General features: G+C 48.6%; 18 protein-coding genes. 5 read left to right on the top strand and 13 right to left on the bottom strand.

Translation table 11 applies throughout. The features are described 5' to 3' along the window. Positions 1 to 15 precede the first annotated feature (15 nt). The 3 genes from fsa to B3G15_RS13100 all read right to left on the bottom strand — a co-directional run bounded on the left by fsa (position 16) and on the right by B3G15_RS13100 (position 2179). On the bottom strand, positions 16 to 663 hold the full coding sequence (gene fsa / locus B3G15_RS13090) for a fructose-6-phosphate aldolase (protein ID WP_023469552.1): 648 nt from the start codon (positions 661 to 663) through the stop codon (positions 16 to 18). A 154-nt stretch (positions 664 to 817) separates the two neighbouring features. Beyond that, positions 818 to 1672: a class II fructose-1,6-bisphosphate aldolase gene (fba, locus tag B3G15_RS13095; protein ID WP_058704156.1), complete on the bottom strand. Its 855-nt coding sequence runs from the start codon at positions 1670 to 1672 to the stop codon at positions 818 to 820. A 132-nt stretch (positions 1673 to 1804) separates the two neighbouring features. After that, positions 1805 to 2179, bottom strand: a complete 375-nt coding sequence (locus tag B3G15_RS13100) for a response regulator (RefSeq protein ID WP_035395791.1) — start codon at positions 2177 to 2179, stop codon at positions 1805 to 1807. A 94-nt stretch (positions 2180 to 2273) separates the two neighbouring features. On the opposite strand from B3G15_RS13100, the gene B3G15_RS13105 reads away from it, so the two are divergent. Beyond that, complete coding sequence (locus B3G15_RS13105; protein ID WP_035395788.1) at positions 2274 to 2783, top strand: DUF2529 family protein; 510 nt, start codon at positions 2274 to 2276, stop codon at positions 2781 to 2783. A gap of 479 nt (positions 2784 to 3262) precedes the next feature. On the opposite strand, the gene B3G15_RS13110 is transcribed toward B3G15_RS13105, so the two are convergent. From B3G15_RS13110 to rpoE, 7 genes are all read right to left on the bottom strand, one after another. Further along, positions 3263 to 4585: a PTS sugar transporter subunit IIC gene (locus tag B3G15_RS13110; protein WP_214858474.1), complete on the bottom strand. Its 1323-nt coding sequence runs from the start codon at positions 4583 to 4585 to the stop codon at positions 3263 to 3265. Between the two features lie 12 nt (positions 4586 to 4597). Next, on the bottom strand, positions 4598 to 6004 hold the full coding sequence (locus B3G15_RS13115) for a GH1 family beta-glucosidase (RefSeq protein ID WP_290721756.1): 1407 nt from the start codon (positions 6002 to 6004) through the stop codon (positions 4598 to 4600). 12 nt (positions 6005 to 6016) lie between these two features. Further along, on the bottom strand, positions 6017 to 6325 hold the full coding sequence (locus tag B3G15_RS13120) for a PTS sugar transporter subunit IIB (protein WP_290721689.1): 309 nt from the start codon (positions 6323 to 6325) through the stop codon (positions 6017 to 6019). Next, positions 6322 to 6669: a PTS lactose/cellobiose transporter subunit IIA gene (locus B3G15_RS13125; protein WP_286949541.1), complete on the bottom strand. Its 348-nt coding sequence runs from the start codon at positions 6667 to 6669 to the stop codon at positions 6322 to 6324. Before B3G15_RS13125 ends, B3G15_RS13120 begins: the two co-directional genes overlap by 4 nt. 151 nt (positions 6670 to 6820) lie before the next feature. Beyond that, on the bottom strand, positions 6821 to 7528 hold the full coding sequence (locus B3G15_RS13130; protein WP_023469560.1) for a GntR family transcriptional regulator: 708 nt from the start codon (positions 7526 to 7528) through the stop codon (positions 6821 to 6823). 132 nt (positions 7529 to 7660) lie between these two features. Beyond that, on the bottom strand, positions 7661 to 9256 hold the full coding sequence (locus tag B3G15_RS13135; RefSeq protein WP_023469561.1) for a CTP synthase: 1596 nt from the start codon (positions 9254 to 9256) through the stop codon (positions 7661 to 7663). A 270-nt stretch (positions 9257 to 9526) separates the two neighbouring features. Continuing rightward, positions 9527 to 10051, bottom strand: a complete 525-nt coding sequence (rpoE, locus tag B3G15_RS13140; RefSeq protein WP_023469562.1) for a DNA-directed RNA polymerase subunit delta — start codon at positions 10049 to 10051, stop codon at positions 9527 to 9529. Between the two features lie 170 nt (positions 10052 to 10221). Here rpoE and B3G15_RS13145 point away from each other — a divergent pair, with 170 nt between their 5' ends. The 4 genes from B3G15_RS13145 to B3G15_RS13160 all read left to right on the top strand — a co-directional run bounded on the left by B3G15_RS13145 (position 10222) and on the right by B3G15_RS13160 (position 12014). Then, on the top strand, positions 10222 to 10665 hold the full coding sequence (locus B3G15_RS13145) for a GNAT family N-acetyltransferase (protein WP_058264510.1): 444 nt from the start codon (positions 10222 to 10224) through the stop codon (positions 10663 to 10665). Between the two features lie 45 nt (positions 10666 to 10710). Then, positions 10711 to 11028: an ArsR/SmtB family transcription factor gene (locus tag B3G15_RS13150; RefSeq protein WP_023469564.1), complete on the top strand. Its 318-nt coding sequence runs from the start codon at positions 10711 to 10713 to the stop codon at positions 11026 to 11028. Positions 11029 to 11093: 65 nt separating this feature from the next. Continuing rightward, entirely contained in the window at positions 11094 to 11522 is a 429-nt protein-coding gene (locus B3G15_RS13155; protein ID WP_290721695.1) for a DMT family transporter, read from the top strand. A 12-nt stretch (positions 11523 to 11534) separates the two neighbouring features. After that, entirely contained in the window at positions 11535 to 12014 is a 480-nt protein-coding gene (locus tag B3G15_RS13160) for a DMT family transporter (protein WP_290721697.1), read from the top strand. A 394-nt stretch (positions 12015 to 12408) separates the two neighbouring features. Here the strand turns inward: B3G15_RS13160 and B3G15_RS13165 are convergent, their stop codons facing one another. The 3 genes from B3G15_RS13165 to B3G15_RS13175 are packed head-to-tail and all read right to left on the bottom strand — an operon-like array spanning position 12409 to position 14668. After that, positions 12409 to 12879: a heme-degrading domain-containing protein gene (locus B3G15_RS13165; RefSeq protein WP_023469567.1), complete on the bottom strand. Its 471-nt coding sequence runs from the start codon at positions 12877 to 12879 to the stop codon at positions 12409 to 12411. Next, a complete protein-coding gene (locus tag B3G15_RS13170) occupies positions 12867 to 13916 on the bottom strand; it encodes a Gfo/Idh/MocA family oxidoreductase (RefSeq protein ID WP_290721699.1) in 1050 nt (349 codons plus the stop codon). The genes B3G15_RS13165 and B3G15_RS13170 overlap by 13 nt, the downstream gene beginning before the upstream one ends. Continuing rightward, positions 13913 to 14668 (bottom strand): DeoR/GlpR family DNA-binding transcription regulator, encoded by a 756-nt coding sequence (locus tag B3G15_RS13175; protein ID WP_023469569.1) that lies wholly within the window; start codon positions 14666 to 14668, stop codon positions 13913 to 13915. Before B3G15_RS13175 ends, B3G15_RS13170 begins: the two co-directional genes overlap by 4 nt. Positions 14669 to 14761 lie beyond the last annotated feature (93 nt).

Here is a 14761-nt window from a genome sequence, read left to right on the forward strand (position 1 = left end):
TTCTCTTCGCTACGATTATTGCTGCGTTTTTTCCCAGTCGGCGAGGAACTTTTCAATTCCTTGCGTCGTGAGTGGGTGGTGTGTGAGTGACTCGATGACCGAGAATGGAATCGTCGCGATGTCTGCGCCCGCAAGAGCAGCGTTCGTGACGTGAACCGGATTCCGGACCGATGCTGCGATGATTTGTGTCGGAATATCATGTACGACGAAAATTTGAGCAATTGTCTCGACGAGCCCCATTCCATCTTGTCCGATATCATCTAGACGACCGAGGAATGGTGATACGTATGTCGCACCAGCACGGGCTGCGAGTAATGCTTGGTTCGGGTTGAAGATCAATGTGACGTTCGTCGTGATCTTCTCTTTTGAAAGTGCTGCGACCGCCTCGAGTCCGGCCGGAGTCATTGGAACCTTAACCGTAATGTTCGGTGCGATTTGGGCAAGTTCCTTCCCTTCACGAATCATTCCTTCTGCATCAAGCGCGATGACTTCAGCGCTGACAGAGACGTCCCCGACGATTTCACAAATTTCACGAAGTCGTGTATGGAAATCAACGCCTTCCTTAGCGACGAGCGACGGATTCGTCGTGACACCATCTAAAATCCCCATTTTATGTGCTTTCTTGATGTCCTCTACGTTTGCTGTGTCAATGAAAAATCTCATCTTTCTCGTTCCCCTTTCATCCCTTGAAATCGCTTACGACTCTATTATAGGTTTTTTTCACGAGAAGTCCTACTGTTTTCCATTGAATACGCGTTCACATGATATGAAAAAAGCACGGTAGACCGAAGTCTACCGCACTTTAAAGAGGAGTCGATTAAGCTTTGTTGCTTGAACCGAACTCACGCATCTTACCGATGACAGTTTGTTTGATTGCTTCACGACCTGGTGCGATGAATACGCGTGGGTCATATGCTTCTGGTTTCTCAGCTAACACTTCACGAACGACTTTCGCGAATGAGATTTGGTTCTCTGTGTTAACGTTGATTTTTGAAGTTCCGAGTGAGATCGCTTTTTCGATATCGTGTGTCGGAATTCCAGTTCCACCGTGAAGAACGAGTGGGAGGTTTGTAGCGTCACGGATTTCTTCCATCTCTTTGAATCCGAGGTTTGGTTCACCTTTGTATGGTCCGTGAACAGAACCGAGTGCAGGAGCAAGCGTGTCGATTCCAGTTTCTTTGACGATGCGTACACACTCGTCAAGTTTCGCGTACATGACATCACCGATGACGTCGTCTTCTTGTCCGCCAACTGTACCAACTTCCGCTTCTACTGAAACGCCTTTAGCGTGAGCGTATTCAACAACTGCTTTTGTTGTTTCGATGTTTGTGTCGATCGGGCTGTGTGAATCATCGATCATGACAGATGTAAATCCAGCGTCGATCGCTTCTTTACATTTTTCAACGCTCGAACCGTGGTCGAGGTGGATTGCAACTGGAACTGTGATTTTCATGTCGTGTACGAGACCTTCAACCATTTTCACGACAGTGTAGAATCCGCCCATGTGGCGTGCTGCACCTTCAGATACTCCAAGGATGACTGGTGACTGCTCTTCTTGAGCCGCACCGAGAATCGCTTGTGTCCACTCGAGGTTGTTGATGTTGAATTGACCTACTGCATACTTACCTTCGAGAGCTTTGTTTAACATGTCTGTCATAGATACTAATGGCATAATGACATCCTCCTCTGTTTTGATCGCTGCTTACACGAACTCGTGCAATTTCAGACTGATTATAACATACTGATTCATCGGAACGTACAGCATTTCGCTCGGTTTTTTGGTTTGTGACGGCGACGTGAAGGATTAACCGCTTACATCGTGAGAAATTTGCACAGTCACTTCTTTTTTTAATTCAAAGATGTCAAATGGCTTCCCGAAGAAGGCGACGACCCCTAATCGTTTCGCTTCTTCCATCGCTTCTTTTTCACCGAGTGCCGTCATTAAGATCGTCCGGACACGTCGTCCGATCCGGTCCTGATGACGTAATACCTCGATCCCGGTCCGCCCCGGCATGTTGACATCCATCAACAATAGATCGTATGCCGTTTCCTGTAAGTAGACGATCGCTTCCTCTCCATCGACGGCGACGTCCGTTTCATACCCTTCTGCCCGGAACAATTGTGCAAGCAAGTTCCGGATTCCCGGCTCATCCTCGACGATCAACAATCTGCCTTTCATCTTTGCCACTCCCCCTCTAGTTATTTCCATTCTACACTAAAGCAAAACTTGCTTTATACTGTCCTTGAGAGAAACATAGAAAGGATGAAGAAAAATGATGAAAATCTTAGCTACACAGTTCAACGGAAAATTGCAAACGCTCGCAAAACAGGAAGACGAACTATTCGATGTCGTCCGTCTACTCGCACAGGCGCTCGTCGGAGAAGGTACGGTCTATGTCGACGCTTATGGTGAATGTGAAGGACTCTATCCGATGCTCTCAGAAGGACCGGACCAGATGAAACGCGTTACGAAGATCAAGGATCGAAAGACCTTGCATGCTGTCGATCGTGTCTTGATCTTCACGCCGGATACGGAGCGCTCGGATCTCCTCGCTTCTCTTGCTCGTTACGACGCATGGCATACGCCTTATGCAATCGTCACACTCAGTGATGTGACGGAAACGCTCGAGCGTTCGATTGCTCCGCTCGCATTGAAGTTCAATAAAGGACTGCTTCCGGCAGAGGACGGTTCACGTCACGGACTGCCAAGTCTTGCCCTTTGCGCGTTCCTCTTGACGCATATCTTGACGCAACTACAAGAGATGACGGAAGAGTGGGATTGACGTTTTTCTTCTATAATATAAAGCTCACTGGATACGTGTCTGCGTCTAACTAAGCTTACGATCTTCATTGAATCAAAGCGAAACCGTTCATGACCGTTATACAAAAAGGACTGACTCAAAAAATGACGCGTCTTTTCACGCCCTTTCCTCAGGCGAGACACAAGCCCGTTTTCCCGCTCCATTCGAGCAGGAAACCGGGCTTGTTTGTCTCTGACAGCGCAAAATTGCGCTTATTCCTGCAGGAGTGGCGTGTAACGCGTCATTCTTTTTATACCGAAGGATCACAGAAGCGCTTTGTTCACTCGGCATCGCTTCCTAGGGAAAAACAAGCAAGAGCGACCTTGCAGCGAAGCGGCGCGATGCTTGTCCCAGGAAAACGATTCGAAACGAACAAAAAAAGCGCAATCCTTCTCGTTAGAGAAAAATTGCACTCTGTCTTCAGTCTTAAAGGAAGCGCCATTCGCGCTTCCTTTTTTTGATCATGCCGAAGCATGTTCTTCTTGTGCTTTTAGTTCTTCACCGTAAGACAGCTGATCCTGCATGCGGACAAACGGTAGATAGATTGCGACCGACATCGCAATCGTCGCCAGCTGGAGCAAGGCACCCTGCCAGCCGCTGATCAAGAAGCCAGAGATGACGGGTGGTGTCGTCCATGGTACTTGAAGCGCATTAAATGGCTCGACCCAACCCCATAGGATCGAGAAGTAGACCATGAAGGATGCAATCGCTGGTACGATGACGAACGGAACGAACATAATCGGGTTGAAGACGATCGGCATCCCGAAGATGACCGGTTCGTTGATGTTGAACAAACTTGGCGCAAGTGACAGCTTCCCGAGCTGCTTCAAGTGAGCCGAGCGGGCGACGATCAACGTCGCGATGATGAAGCCGACCGTAATTCCTGTTCCGCCGAGTTTCGTAAAGACATCGAGAAACTGAATCGTAACGATCTTCGCGTTGTCACCGACGACAAGTTCTTTCCCGGAGTCGATGATCGCTTGGTTTTGCAAAGCATTCGCTGTCAGCAACGGTCCCATGATTCCCATGATGATCGCTGCACCGTGAATCCCGCACCACCACATGACAGACATCAAGATCATGATCAAGACTGCTCCTGCGAGCGTATCCGTCAAGTTTTGAATCGGTGCTTGCAAGACGTCATAGACGACTTCCGTGAACGTCCGGTCAGCGAATGCTTGGAAGATGGCAAACGTGACGACAGACAACGTGATGATCGCAAGTCCCGGAATAAGTGCCGAGAACGAGTTCGAAACGCCCGGTGGTACACCGTCTGGCATCTTAATTCGGATGCCCCGCTTGATGAATTGCGAGTAGATGAAACCGACGACGAGTCCGACGACGATCGAGGCAAGGACCCCTTGTCCGCCCGTCCATACTTTCGGTACGACACCCGTGACGACTTCCCCTGACTTCGACAGAACGGATGATTGTGTGATGATCAAGAAGGCGATGATTCCGAGAATCCCGGCTGGAACCCCTTCGATCTTCTCGTTTTTTACATAGGAGTAGGCAATACCGAAAACACCGATCAATGCGAGGATATCAAACGTTGCACCGACGACCTGAGTCAGCGGTAATGTCCAGTCGGCACCGAATAGGCCCGTCATGAACTTCTCCCAGCCTGGGATTGGTAACGCGAGAATCAGTAGGAATAACGAGCCGATGATCGTCATCGGCATCGTTAAGATGAAGCCGTCCTTGATCGCAAGGACAGGCTTGGCGTTCGCGAATCGTGCGAAGGCAGGAGTGACTTTTTCAAATACGGTTTCTAATCGGTTCATTCCGACTCCTCCTTATAGTTCAGCAGCACGTGTCGCGATGATTTCCTGATACCAATGGAACGACTGTTTCTTCTTCCGTGCCAAACCATTCGTATGATCGACATAGATGAATCCGTACTGCTTTTTATATCCGTTCAACCAGCTGAGTAGGTCGATGACGGACCATGCATAATAACCAGAGACATTGATGCCCTCTTCGACAGCACGCTTGACGGCGCGAAGATGACTTTCGATGTACTCGATTCGTGGTGTATCCATGATTTCTTCGCCGACGATCGGATCCTCGTCACCGAGACCGTTCTCTGTGATGTAGATTTTGATATCGCCGTATCGTGCTTGGAGCATCCGCATTCCTTCAAGGAAGGCATCCGGTGCGATTTCCCAGCCCCACTTCGTGTAGACTTTATCGTCCATCAAGACTGTCTTATAGACGCCATCGAACGATGGGTTCCCAGGGCGTCCGGTTGAGTTTTCGCGGCCACCTGCCATGACGAGCGCCGAATCATTCTTCATGACACGTTGTGGACAATAGTAGTTCAGTCCGATGAAGTCGTTCAGCGGTGCTGTCCGTTTCAAGAGATCGAGCTCTTCTTCTGTCCATTCCGGCAACAAGCCCTGCTTTTCTAAATCTTTCACGACATATGCTGGGTAATCACCCTTTAAAATCGGATCATAGAACCAGTGTGTCGCGTATTCATTCGCATGTACTTCGGCCTGTTTGTTCTCTGGCGCTTCATCGATGCTGAATGCCGGGTTGAAGACGTGGGTGATGCCGATTTCTCCTTCATATTCCGCTTCCTTGAACGCTTCGACTGCGCGAGCGTGAGCGACGAAGACGTTGTGAGTCGTTTGGAAGTACGCTTTTGCATCGCCTGTGATGCCGGGTGGGTGTGCGCCCGTCAAGTAGCCGAGCGAACAGAAAATGACCGTCTCGTTGAAGGTAATCCAGTTGCGGACACGATCGCCGAACGCTTCGAAACAAGTCTTCGCAAAACGCACGAAGGCATCTGCTGTTTCAGGACTACGCCAGCCGCCTTGTTCTTCAAGGACTTGTGGTAAATCCCAGTGATAAAGTGTCACGAACGGAACGATCCCGTGCTTAAGGCACTCATCGATCACGTTGTTATAGAACTCAAGTCCTTTTTCATTCACTTCACCTGTGCCGTTCGGGAAGATGCGTGGCCATGAGATCGAGAAGCGATACGATTCAAGACCCATCTCGGCCATCAGACCGATATCTTCTTTGTAACGGTGGTAATGATCGATTGCGACATCCCCGTTCGTCGCTTCAAACGTCTTTCCAGGAATCTTCGAGAAGACATCCCAGTTCGAGACGCCTTTTCCGTCTACGTTCCAAGCACCCTCTACTTGATAAGAAGCAGAAGCAGCGCCGAATAGAAAATCTTTTGGCATTTTCATCATCTTCACCTCTTATTTGTTTGCGAGTTTGATTGCTTGGTCGAGTACTTTCGTTCCGTTCATCATGCCGTAATCGATCGTGTTGATGACATCGATTGGCACACCTTTTGGTTCACAAATCTGTTTTCCTTTTGCGAGAAGGTATTTCACCTGTGGTCCGAGGAGAGCGACATCGAGTTCGTTGACGTATGTTTCCATCTCTGATTCCGGATATGCTGCGATGTCCGCTTCTAAGCCGCGCTCTGAGGAAACCGCTTTCATTTTTTCTACTAACATACTCGTCGACATACCTGCCGCACAAAAGAGTCCGATTTTCATCATTTTTGATCCATTCCCTTCAATTGGTTGATTTCGTTTTGCATGTTCATCATATATCCGAGCATTTCCTTGACGAGGATCGTGTTCATAAGGTGATCCTGCGCGTGTACCATCAGGACGCCGACGGTTGCTGTCTTGCCTTGTGCTTCGAGTGTGACGAATTTCGTCTGAATGCTATGGGCATCCTTGAGTGTCGCGTCACCTTCTGCAACAGCCGCTTGTGCCTCTTCGACTTTACCTTCTTGCATCAGTAACATCGCTTGGTGGTAGCTTGCTTTGGCGTCGCCCGACAAGGCGATCAATCCAAAAATATCTTCCGGGGTAATTTCAATCGTTTCAGAAGTCATGCTGTCTCTCCTTTGTTGTATGGATAACTTAAATTCATAGGTACAAATTATACATTTCGATAATAGCATGCGCTTTCATAACGTGTAAACCCTTTCTTTTTAAAAAATTTAAATAAAAAAACACACGAAATTCGCTTCGTGTGTTTCCTTCTTATTTAATATTCGAGACCTTCAGCATCTTCACGTGGCGGAAATGATGCGTCGCTCGCGAGACGTCGAAGATTTTCCCATTCGTCAAATAGACTGTATTGTCGACGAGTAAGGATGGATCGTTCTCTTTTAATCCAAGCAACTCGGCGTCACTGCTATTCAAGTAATCGGCATAGATGACGCGATCCGCAAATCCGATCGACAGATTTTGATCATTGCGTAAATACGTGTAGATCGATTTTTGAACGATATTCTCATCGAGATACATGACGAGATTTTTCCGGAAATAGGACGCTTCGATCGAAAACGGGTGATCATCGACGAGACGCAGTCGTTTGACGTAATAGACCGGTGTACCGACTGGACATTTCATGCGTTCCGCGACTTCTTCGTCTGCCTTCGTCTGTTCGAAAGCGAGAACGCGCGTCTCGACCTTCCGTCCGCTGAAGTCGCTCGTCAATCCTTGTAGCTTTTCGAGATTGACGTAATCACTCTTATAATGATCGCGGACGAAGACACCGCTCCCTTGTACTTGGTAAACGTATCCTTTATTGACGAGAATCTCGATCGCCTTCCGGATCGTGTTCCGGCTGACATCGAATTTTTGGGCGTATTCGTCTTCCGTCAACAGTTTGTTCGTATGTTGATAGACGTGCTCATTGATCTCGATCTCGATTTGTTCAGCGACATGTTTATACTTCGGAATCAATGATATTCCCCCCTCTATCTAAAATTTGTAGGAATGAATCCGCTACCATTATAGCAGATATGTATTTTGACGATAGGAATAAATGAAAATAAACCCGTCTTCTTGAAGAAGACAGGTTTATTTGGATACAACTTACTCACCGAGTGATGCTTGGATGAAGTCATGGAAGAGCGCTTGTGGACGTTCTGGACGTGAGATCAATTCTGGGTGGAACTGACACGCGACGAACCATTTGTGTTCTGGAATCTCAATGATCTCAACGAGACGACCGTCTGGGCTCGTACCTGAGAAGACCATGCCGTTTGCTTCGAACTGCTCGCGGAATTCGTTACCGAACTCATAACGGTGACGGTGACGTTCGTAGACGAGCTCGCTTGAATACGCGGCACGTGCTTTCGTTCCGTCTTCGAGTTTACATGGGTAAAGTCCGAGACGGAGCGTACCACCGAGATCCTCGATGTCTTTTTGTTCTGGCAACAAGTCGATGATCGGGTATGGTGTCGCTGGGTCGATTTCCGCTGAGTGTGCGCCTTCAAGGTTGAGGACATTACGTGCGAATTCGACTGTCGCGAGTTGCATCCCGAGACAGATACCGAAGAACGGTACGTTGTTTTCACGTGCGAAACGTGTCGCTTCGATTTTTCCTTCGATGCCGCGTTCTCCGAATCCACCAGGAACGAGGATGCCGTCTGCTGAACCAAGCAATTCGTTGACGTTTTCACGCGTCACGTCTTCTGCGTTGATCCAGTCGATTTCGATGTCACTGTTGAAGGCAAATCCAGCGTGTTTCAATGCTTCTGCGACCGAGATGTACGCATCACGCAATTCGACGTATTTCCCGACGAGTGCAATCTTCGTCGTCTTCTCGAGGTGCGTCACTGTGTGAACGAGTTGTTTCCAAGCCGTCATGTCGGCAGCTGGTGTATCGAACTTGAAGTAGTCACAGACGAGTTGGTCCATGCCTTGACGTTGCAAGTTGAGTGGTACTTCGTAGAGTGTCGATGCATCTTGTGCTTCGATGACTGCTTCTGGACGTGTATCACAGAAGAGAGCAATTTTATCTTTCATCTCTTGTGGGACTGGGTGCTCCGCACGTAAGACGATGATATCTGGTTGAATACCGTAGCTACGGAGTTCTTTGACACTGTGTTGTGTCGGTTTCGTCTTGAGCTCACCTGCCGCTGCAAGATACGGAACGAGCGTACAGTGAACGTACATGACGTTTTCTTTCCCGATATCGTTTTTCACCTGACGAATGGCTTCGATGAACGGAAGCGATTCGATATCCCCTACTGTTCCACCAATCTCTGTGATGACGACGTCAGCGCCCGTTTCTTTTCCAGCACGGAAGACGCGATCCTTGATTTCGTTCGTGATGTGCGGAATGACTTGGACCGTTCCACCGTTGTAGTCGCCACGGCGTTCCTTCTTGAGGATCGTCGAGTAGATACGTCCAGACGTGACGTTCGCGTTCTGGCTCAAGTTGATGTCGATGAAACGCTCGTAGTGACCAAGGTCAAGGTCTGTCTCTGCGCCATCATCCGTAACGAACACTTCCCCGTGTTGATACGGGCTCATCGTACCTGGGTCGATGTTGATGTACGGGTCGAATTTTTGGATCGTGACATTGAGGCCACGGTTTTTCAAGAGACGAGCGAGCGATGCAGCGGTGATCCCTTTACCGAGTGACGATACGACGCCACCTGTTACGAAAATATACTTTGTCATGTTAAATCTTGCTCCCTTCTCTAATTCACATCTCAACAATACAGAGGTGGTAAAAACAAAAAAGCAAAAGTGCCCCCATTGGAATAGGAGACACTTTTGCTGAAATAAGCACGTTGCTTAAAGAAGCCCATGACTAACTTACGTCATTCGGAAAACTTCGTCAAGCCTAATTTTTCAAAGAAAAATTTCCGTGCTCGTTCGTCAGCCGTCAACGAAAAAACTGCCATTTCTATAGGGAAATAGCAGCTGTACAGTTGTGGTTGATCGTGCTTAGACTTCCTCTTCTTCTTCGAAGTCTTCTAAGTCTTCTTCATCGAGATCATCATCGAGATCATCGATGGCTGCGACTTTTTTGAACGTATCATCGTCTTCGCTGTCGTCAGCTGAATCATAGTCCGCTGTCTTCGCGAATGTATCGAGATCGTCTTCGATCGTTTCGAACTCATCTTCTTCTGCATCATAGTTGAACTCTTCTTCAAACTCATCGAGTTCTCCACGTTGACGCGCTTCGATGACGAGATCCTCATCCGACTTATCGAACGGATACCAAGCGCGGAGTGACCAACGGTTCGCTCCGACGTTGACGAAGTTTCCATCGATGTTCATGTCTGTATAGAGTTGAGCAAGTTTCTCGAACTTGTCTTCTTCATCTGTAAACGTATGGTACTTTTCGATTTCTGACGTGATGTCATCGAACGTGATTGGCTGTTCGCCAGCTTCTTGCAACATTTCGTTGACGAATTCGATCAGCGAAAGATCAGTAATCTCTTCTTTACTTAAACGGCTGAGGCTCATTGTGACGGCCACTTCCTTTCATTTGCGTTCAATCCATTACTTCTCATTATACGCAAAACAGCTTTTAAAAATCCAGTCTCTATTTAAAAAAAGCTCGAATTGATTCTCGATTCGTGTTTTTCCTACTCCCGAAAAAGGAATATCCAAGGGAGAAGAAGGAGGAATGACAGATGGAGATGACAATCGAACGAGTCAACGATTTTGATGACTTCAACTGGTTACCAATCTTATCAAAGAGTACACAGGAAGGCTATCCCTTCATCGAACGGATGCTACGTGAACGCCGAAATGAAACGTATCGAGAAGACGGAGAAGCAATGTTCGTCGTTTTGTCGCTCTCCGGTCACGTCATTGCGTGCGGGGGTTATATGAAACAAACCGACACGAACGACGTCGGTCGGATTCGTCATGTCTATGTCTTACCGGAAATGCGACATCACGGTGTCGGTACGCAACTGCTTGAGAAAATCATCCCAGAAGCGCTGTTGACGTATTCCGAGCTCTGGCTCTATACAGACGATGCCAGTACATTTTATGAACGATTTGGTTTTGAGCCGTATACGGCAACTAAGGTGACACATCGACTTTTAAAGCATGCATTCGTCCAACCTTAAGTGTCTTGGATTGACATATCGATAATCATCGATTAGTTTAAGCGTATGACAAATCAAGTGGATCTATTCAAGGCATTATCAAACGAGGTACGTCTTGATATCTTACGCTGGCTCAAGGATCCCGAGACTCATTTCAATAAGCCGACGGCCCATCTCGCGACGAATCTGTCGGACAAGGGAGGCATTTGCGTCGGAGATATCCAAGAGAAGGCGAACTTATCTCAATCGACCGTCTCCCAATATCTTGCGATGTTGCAAAAAGTCGGATTGCTCGAATCCGAACGTCACGGCAAATGGACGTATTACCGGCGAAATGAAGAAAAAATCCAGGAGCTCGCAGCGTACCTCAAAGGAGAACTTTGATCCGTTCTCCTTGCCTTACATATCGACATTTCTCGATATTTAGATTCGTGAAAGGATGAATTCTGTTGAAAATCGTGTATTACGTACTCGCGTTACTTGCGGGTATCGCTTTAAGTGTCGAAGAGGCCATCTATGGTGAACTCGGGAACTTCGTCGGAAAACTCGAAAGTAGCTTTTATAATTTCTTCGCCGGTACGATCATCATCGGGCTGATCGTCCTCTTCTTCGGAAAAGGTTCACTCGGCTATACATTCCGCGCACCGAAATGGACCTTGCTCGGTGGTCTACTCGGTAGTATCTACTTGACGATCTTGATCATCAGCATCCCGCTCGTTGGTGTCGGTCTCGCCATGATCAGTGTCATCATCGGACAAATGATCGCCAGCATGGTCATTGAACATTACGGCTGGCTCGGTAGTCCGAAACGTCCAATCAATCGTGACAAGCTGACAGCTTCTGCTTTGATGCTCGTCGCTCTATTTCTTATCTTTTAAGGAGGTTCGCTCGTGAATATTCTATTACTCGGTTTTACATTACTCGGCGGCGTGATGCTGAGTGCGCAGTCATCGATCAACGGTGCCTTCAGTCAAAAGGCAGGGGCTCTGGAAAGTACGTTCCTGACGTTCTTCACCGGAATGCTGATTCTCGCACTCGCCATCCTGTTCTTCGGTCAAGGGAACGTCTTGCTCTTGCTTGAAGCACCACGTTGGCAACTCAGTGCCGTCCTGTTCGGCGTCAGTTATCTCTTCCTGACGATTCTTGCTGTCCCGCAAATCGGTGTCACGGCAGCTAGTATCGCGACCGTCATCGGTCAACTCGCAGCAGGTATGGTCATTGATCACATCGGTGCGTTCGGTGGCGTCGTCGTTCCGCTCGACGAAAAACGTCTGCTTGGTCTGCTTGCGATGCTTGCTGCGCTTTACTTCGTCTATCGCGGGAACACACGCAAAGACGTGTCCGCTTCATCTGATTCGATCGCATCGTGACGATTGTCCTCACGATTCGTTCACGCGCTTTCCTCAGGCGAGACACAAGCCAGTCTCGGCTGTCAGTGACAGCCCACACGGGTCTTGTTTGTCTCTGACAGCGCAATATCTTGCGCTTTTTCCTGTAGGAGTCGCGTGAACAACGTGAGTCCGACTGTTTCTCATGATCTATCAAATAGAACATAAAAAAACCGAAATGCTGAAGTGGATCTACTTCAGCATTTCGGTTTTTTCGTGTCGAACGATCCGTTGATGAACGTGCAAGACGAAGACTCCTGCGGGAAAAGCGGAATGGGTGAGACCCCGTAGGCGCGAATGCGGCGAGGAGGCTCGCCTTCCGCCCGCGGAAAGCGAAGTCTTGCACGAGAATCAACACTTGTGTTTTATAAATACCTTATTGCCCCAGCTGTTGTCTCTTAAGTAAGCGCAACGCTTCCGTCGCGAGGCGATGATCCGCTTCCTGCGATAGACCGGAAACGGTGATCGTACCGACGACACCGACTCCTTCGATCCGAATCGGGAACGATCCACCGGCATCGGCATAATCAGCTGGCGAAACGGCATACATCGAGTGGTACGAGCGATGTTTACTTTCATTATACCGACGCATGTAGAGCGAGCTATAGCCATGCCGCAAGACGACGTTCGATTTCCGGCGGATCCACTCTTCCTGATCCGGTGCCGTACCGTCGAGCGCCGCGTAATATAAACGCTGCCCGTTCCGTTTGATTTCAACTGCAATCGATAAGTTCTCCTTCATCGCCCGTCCGATCAATTCATGTCCCATCCCAATCGCTTCCGTATTCGTCAAGGACGTTAAGACGAGTTCGTCCTCTTCCGCCAGCAACACCTTCAATTCTTCCATGCATCCCATTCCTTTCGTAAGAGGCGTCGTCCTTCATCACTGCTGATGCGCACCGCTTCAATCAAGCGCATCGTTTTTTCCGCGTCACGTAAATCGACAGGTACTCGTCCTCCGCGAAGTCCCTCCGCCAACTGTTCATAAAACGTCGCATAAATGCCTGGAAGTGTCGCGAGACGCTCGACTGGCTGATCGGCGATCTGGAGGTAACCATAGGAATCTACTTCATCTTCACCGAGCTGTTCGTTCACCGGATGACCTTTCGCAAGCCGTCCTTCTTGCGGGTCCATTCCGTATTTAATGTAACTGCCGCGCGTCGCATGAAACTCAAAACGTGGCGTTGGTCCTTGGATGAAGGACGTCGAACGAAGGATGACACGACGTGTACCATAATGTAGCGTGATATGGAAACCGTCATCAACGACAGCACCGTCACGTTGCAGGTAGACGTCGCCCGTCAGTGCATCCGGTTCTCCGAACAAGGCGAGTGCTTGATCGAGTAAGTGTGAGCCGAGATCAAACAGAATGCCGGCGCCACTTCCCGCTTGTTCACGCCAGCGTTCCCGAACGACCGGGCGATAGCGATCAAAGCGTGATTCGATGACTTGCCAGTCGCCGATCTCGTTCATTTCCATCAATTGTTCAAGTGTCAGGAAGTCACCGTCAAAACGACGGTTTTGATAGACGGCGACTTGAACGCCGTGTTGTTTTGCTAACGTTTGCAGCGCCAGTGCTTCTTCGATCGTCACGACGGCCGGCTTTTCGAGTAGGACGTGCTTCTTTGCTTCAATTGCTTGTTTTGCCATTTCGAAATGGAGTGCCGTTGGTGTCGTGATGATGACGAGTTCCGTGTTCTCATCCTGCAAGGCTTCAGCAAGTGTCGCGACGACCGTCGCCTTACTGAAATGTTGTGCTACCTGTTCCGGTCGACTGGAGACGACTTGTGTCACTTCAAATGCCGGTAATGCCTGTAAGAACGGAACGTGGAACGTCACCGCTGAAAAGCCGAATCCGACGAGCGTCGTTTGAATCGGGTTCATGTTGTTTCCTCCTCTGTCACGTCGAGATTGACATGATAATGATCTAGTCGTTCTTGCCACGTTGCGTCTGGAACTTGATCGGTAACGAGCACATCGATTTGTTCCCAATCACAGACCTTATGCAAAAAACGCTTATTGAATTTCGTATGGTCTGCGAGGACGATGACACGGGTCGCACTTCGAATCATCGCTTTCTTTACGACCGCTTCTTCGAGTTGTTCCGCAAAAAGTCCTTCTTCCGTCAATCCACATGCTCCAAGAAACACACAATCGACTTGATAATTCAGGATGTCGTCTGCCGTCTTGATCCCACTCAAGCTTCGCGCATGCCGGTCGAAACGTCCTCCCGTGACGTACAGCTCAATATCCGTGCGAGCTCCGACATAGTCTGCGATGTCGAGGGAGTTCGTGATGACTTGTAGTGGATAAGGCGGAAGTGCTCGTGCCATCTCAGATACCGTCGTTGCAGCATCGAGCAATAAGCGATCGTTCGCTTGGACGTGACGCGCTGCACGCTGCCCGATCCGCCGTTTTTCTGGTTTCTCTGTCCGCTGTTCATATGCAAGTGTTCCACCAGCACGGACTAATCCATTTTTAACGCGAATGATCTCCCCTTCTTGTTCGAGGACGATGACGTCACGACGTGCAGTGTCTCGTGAAATCTGATACTCCTGCATCAATTGATCGAGCGAAATTTCAGGACTCGTCTTGATCCATTCCCGCATCTGTTGCAACCGTTCGATTTGCCCCATCGATTCCTGCCTCCTTTTTCTTTATATTAAGTTTTTTCATTACAATATGCAATTTTAATGCAAATAGTTCAACGGTAATTCGGGTAAATAATA

Origin of the sequence: Exiguobacterium sp. UBA1053 (genome assembly GCF_002316465.1) — a bacterium.
In the GTDB taxonomy this organism is placed as follows: Bacteria; Bacillota; Bacilli; order Exiguobacteriales; family Exiguobacteriaceae; genus Exiguobacterium_A; species Exiguobacterium_A abrahamii.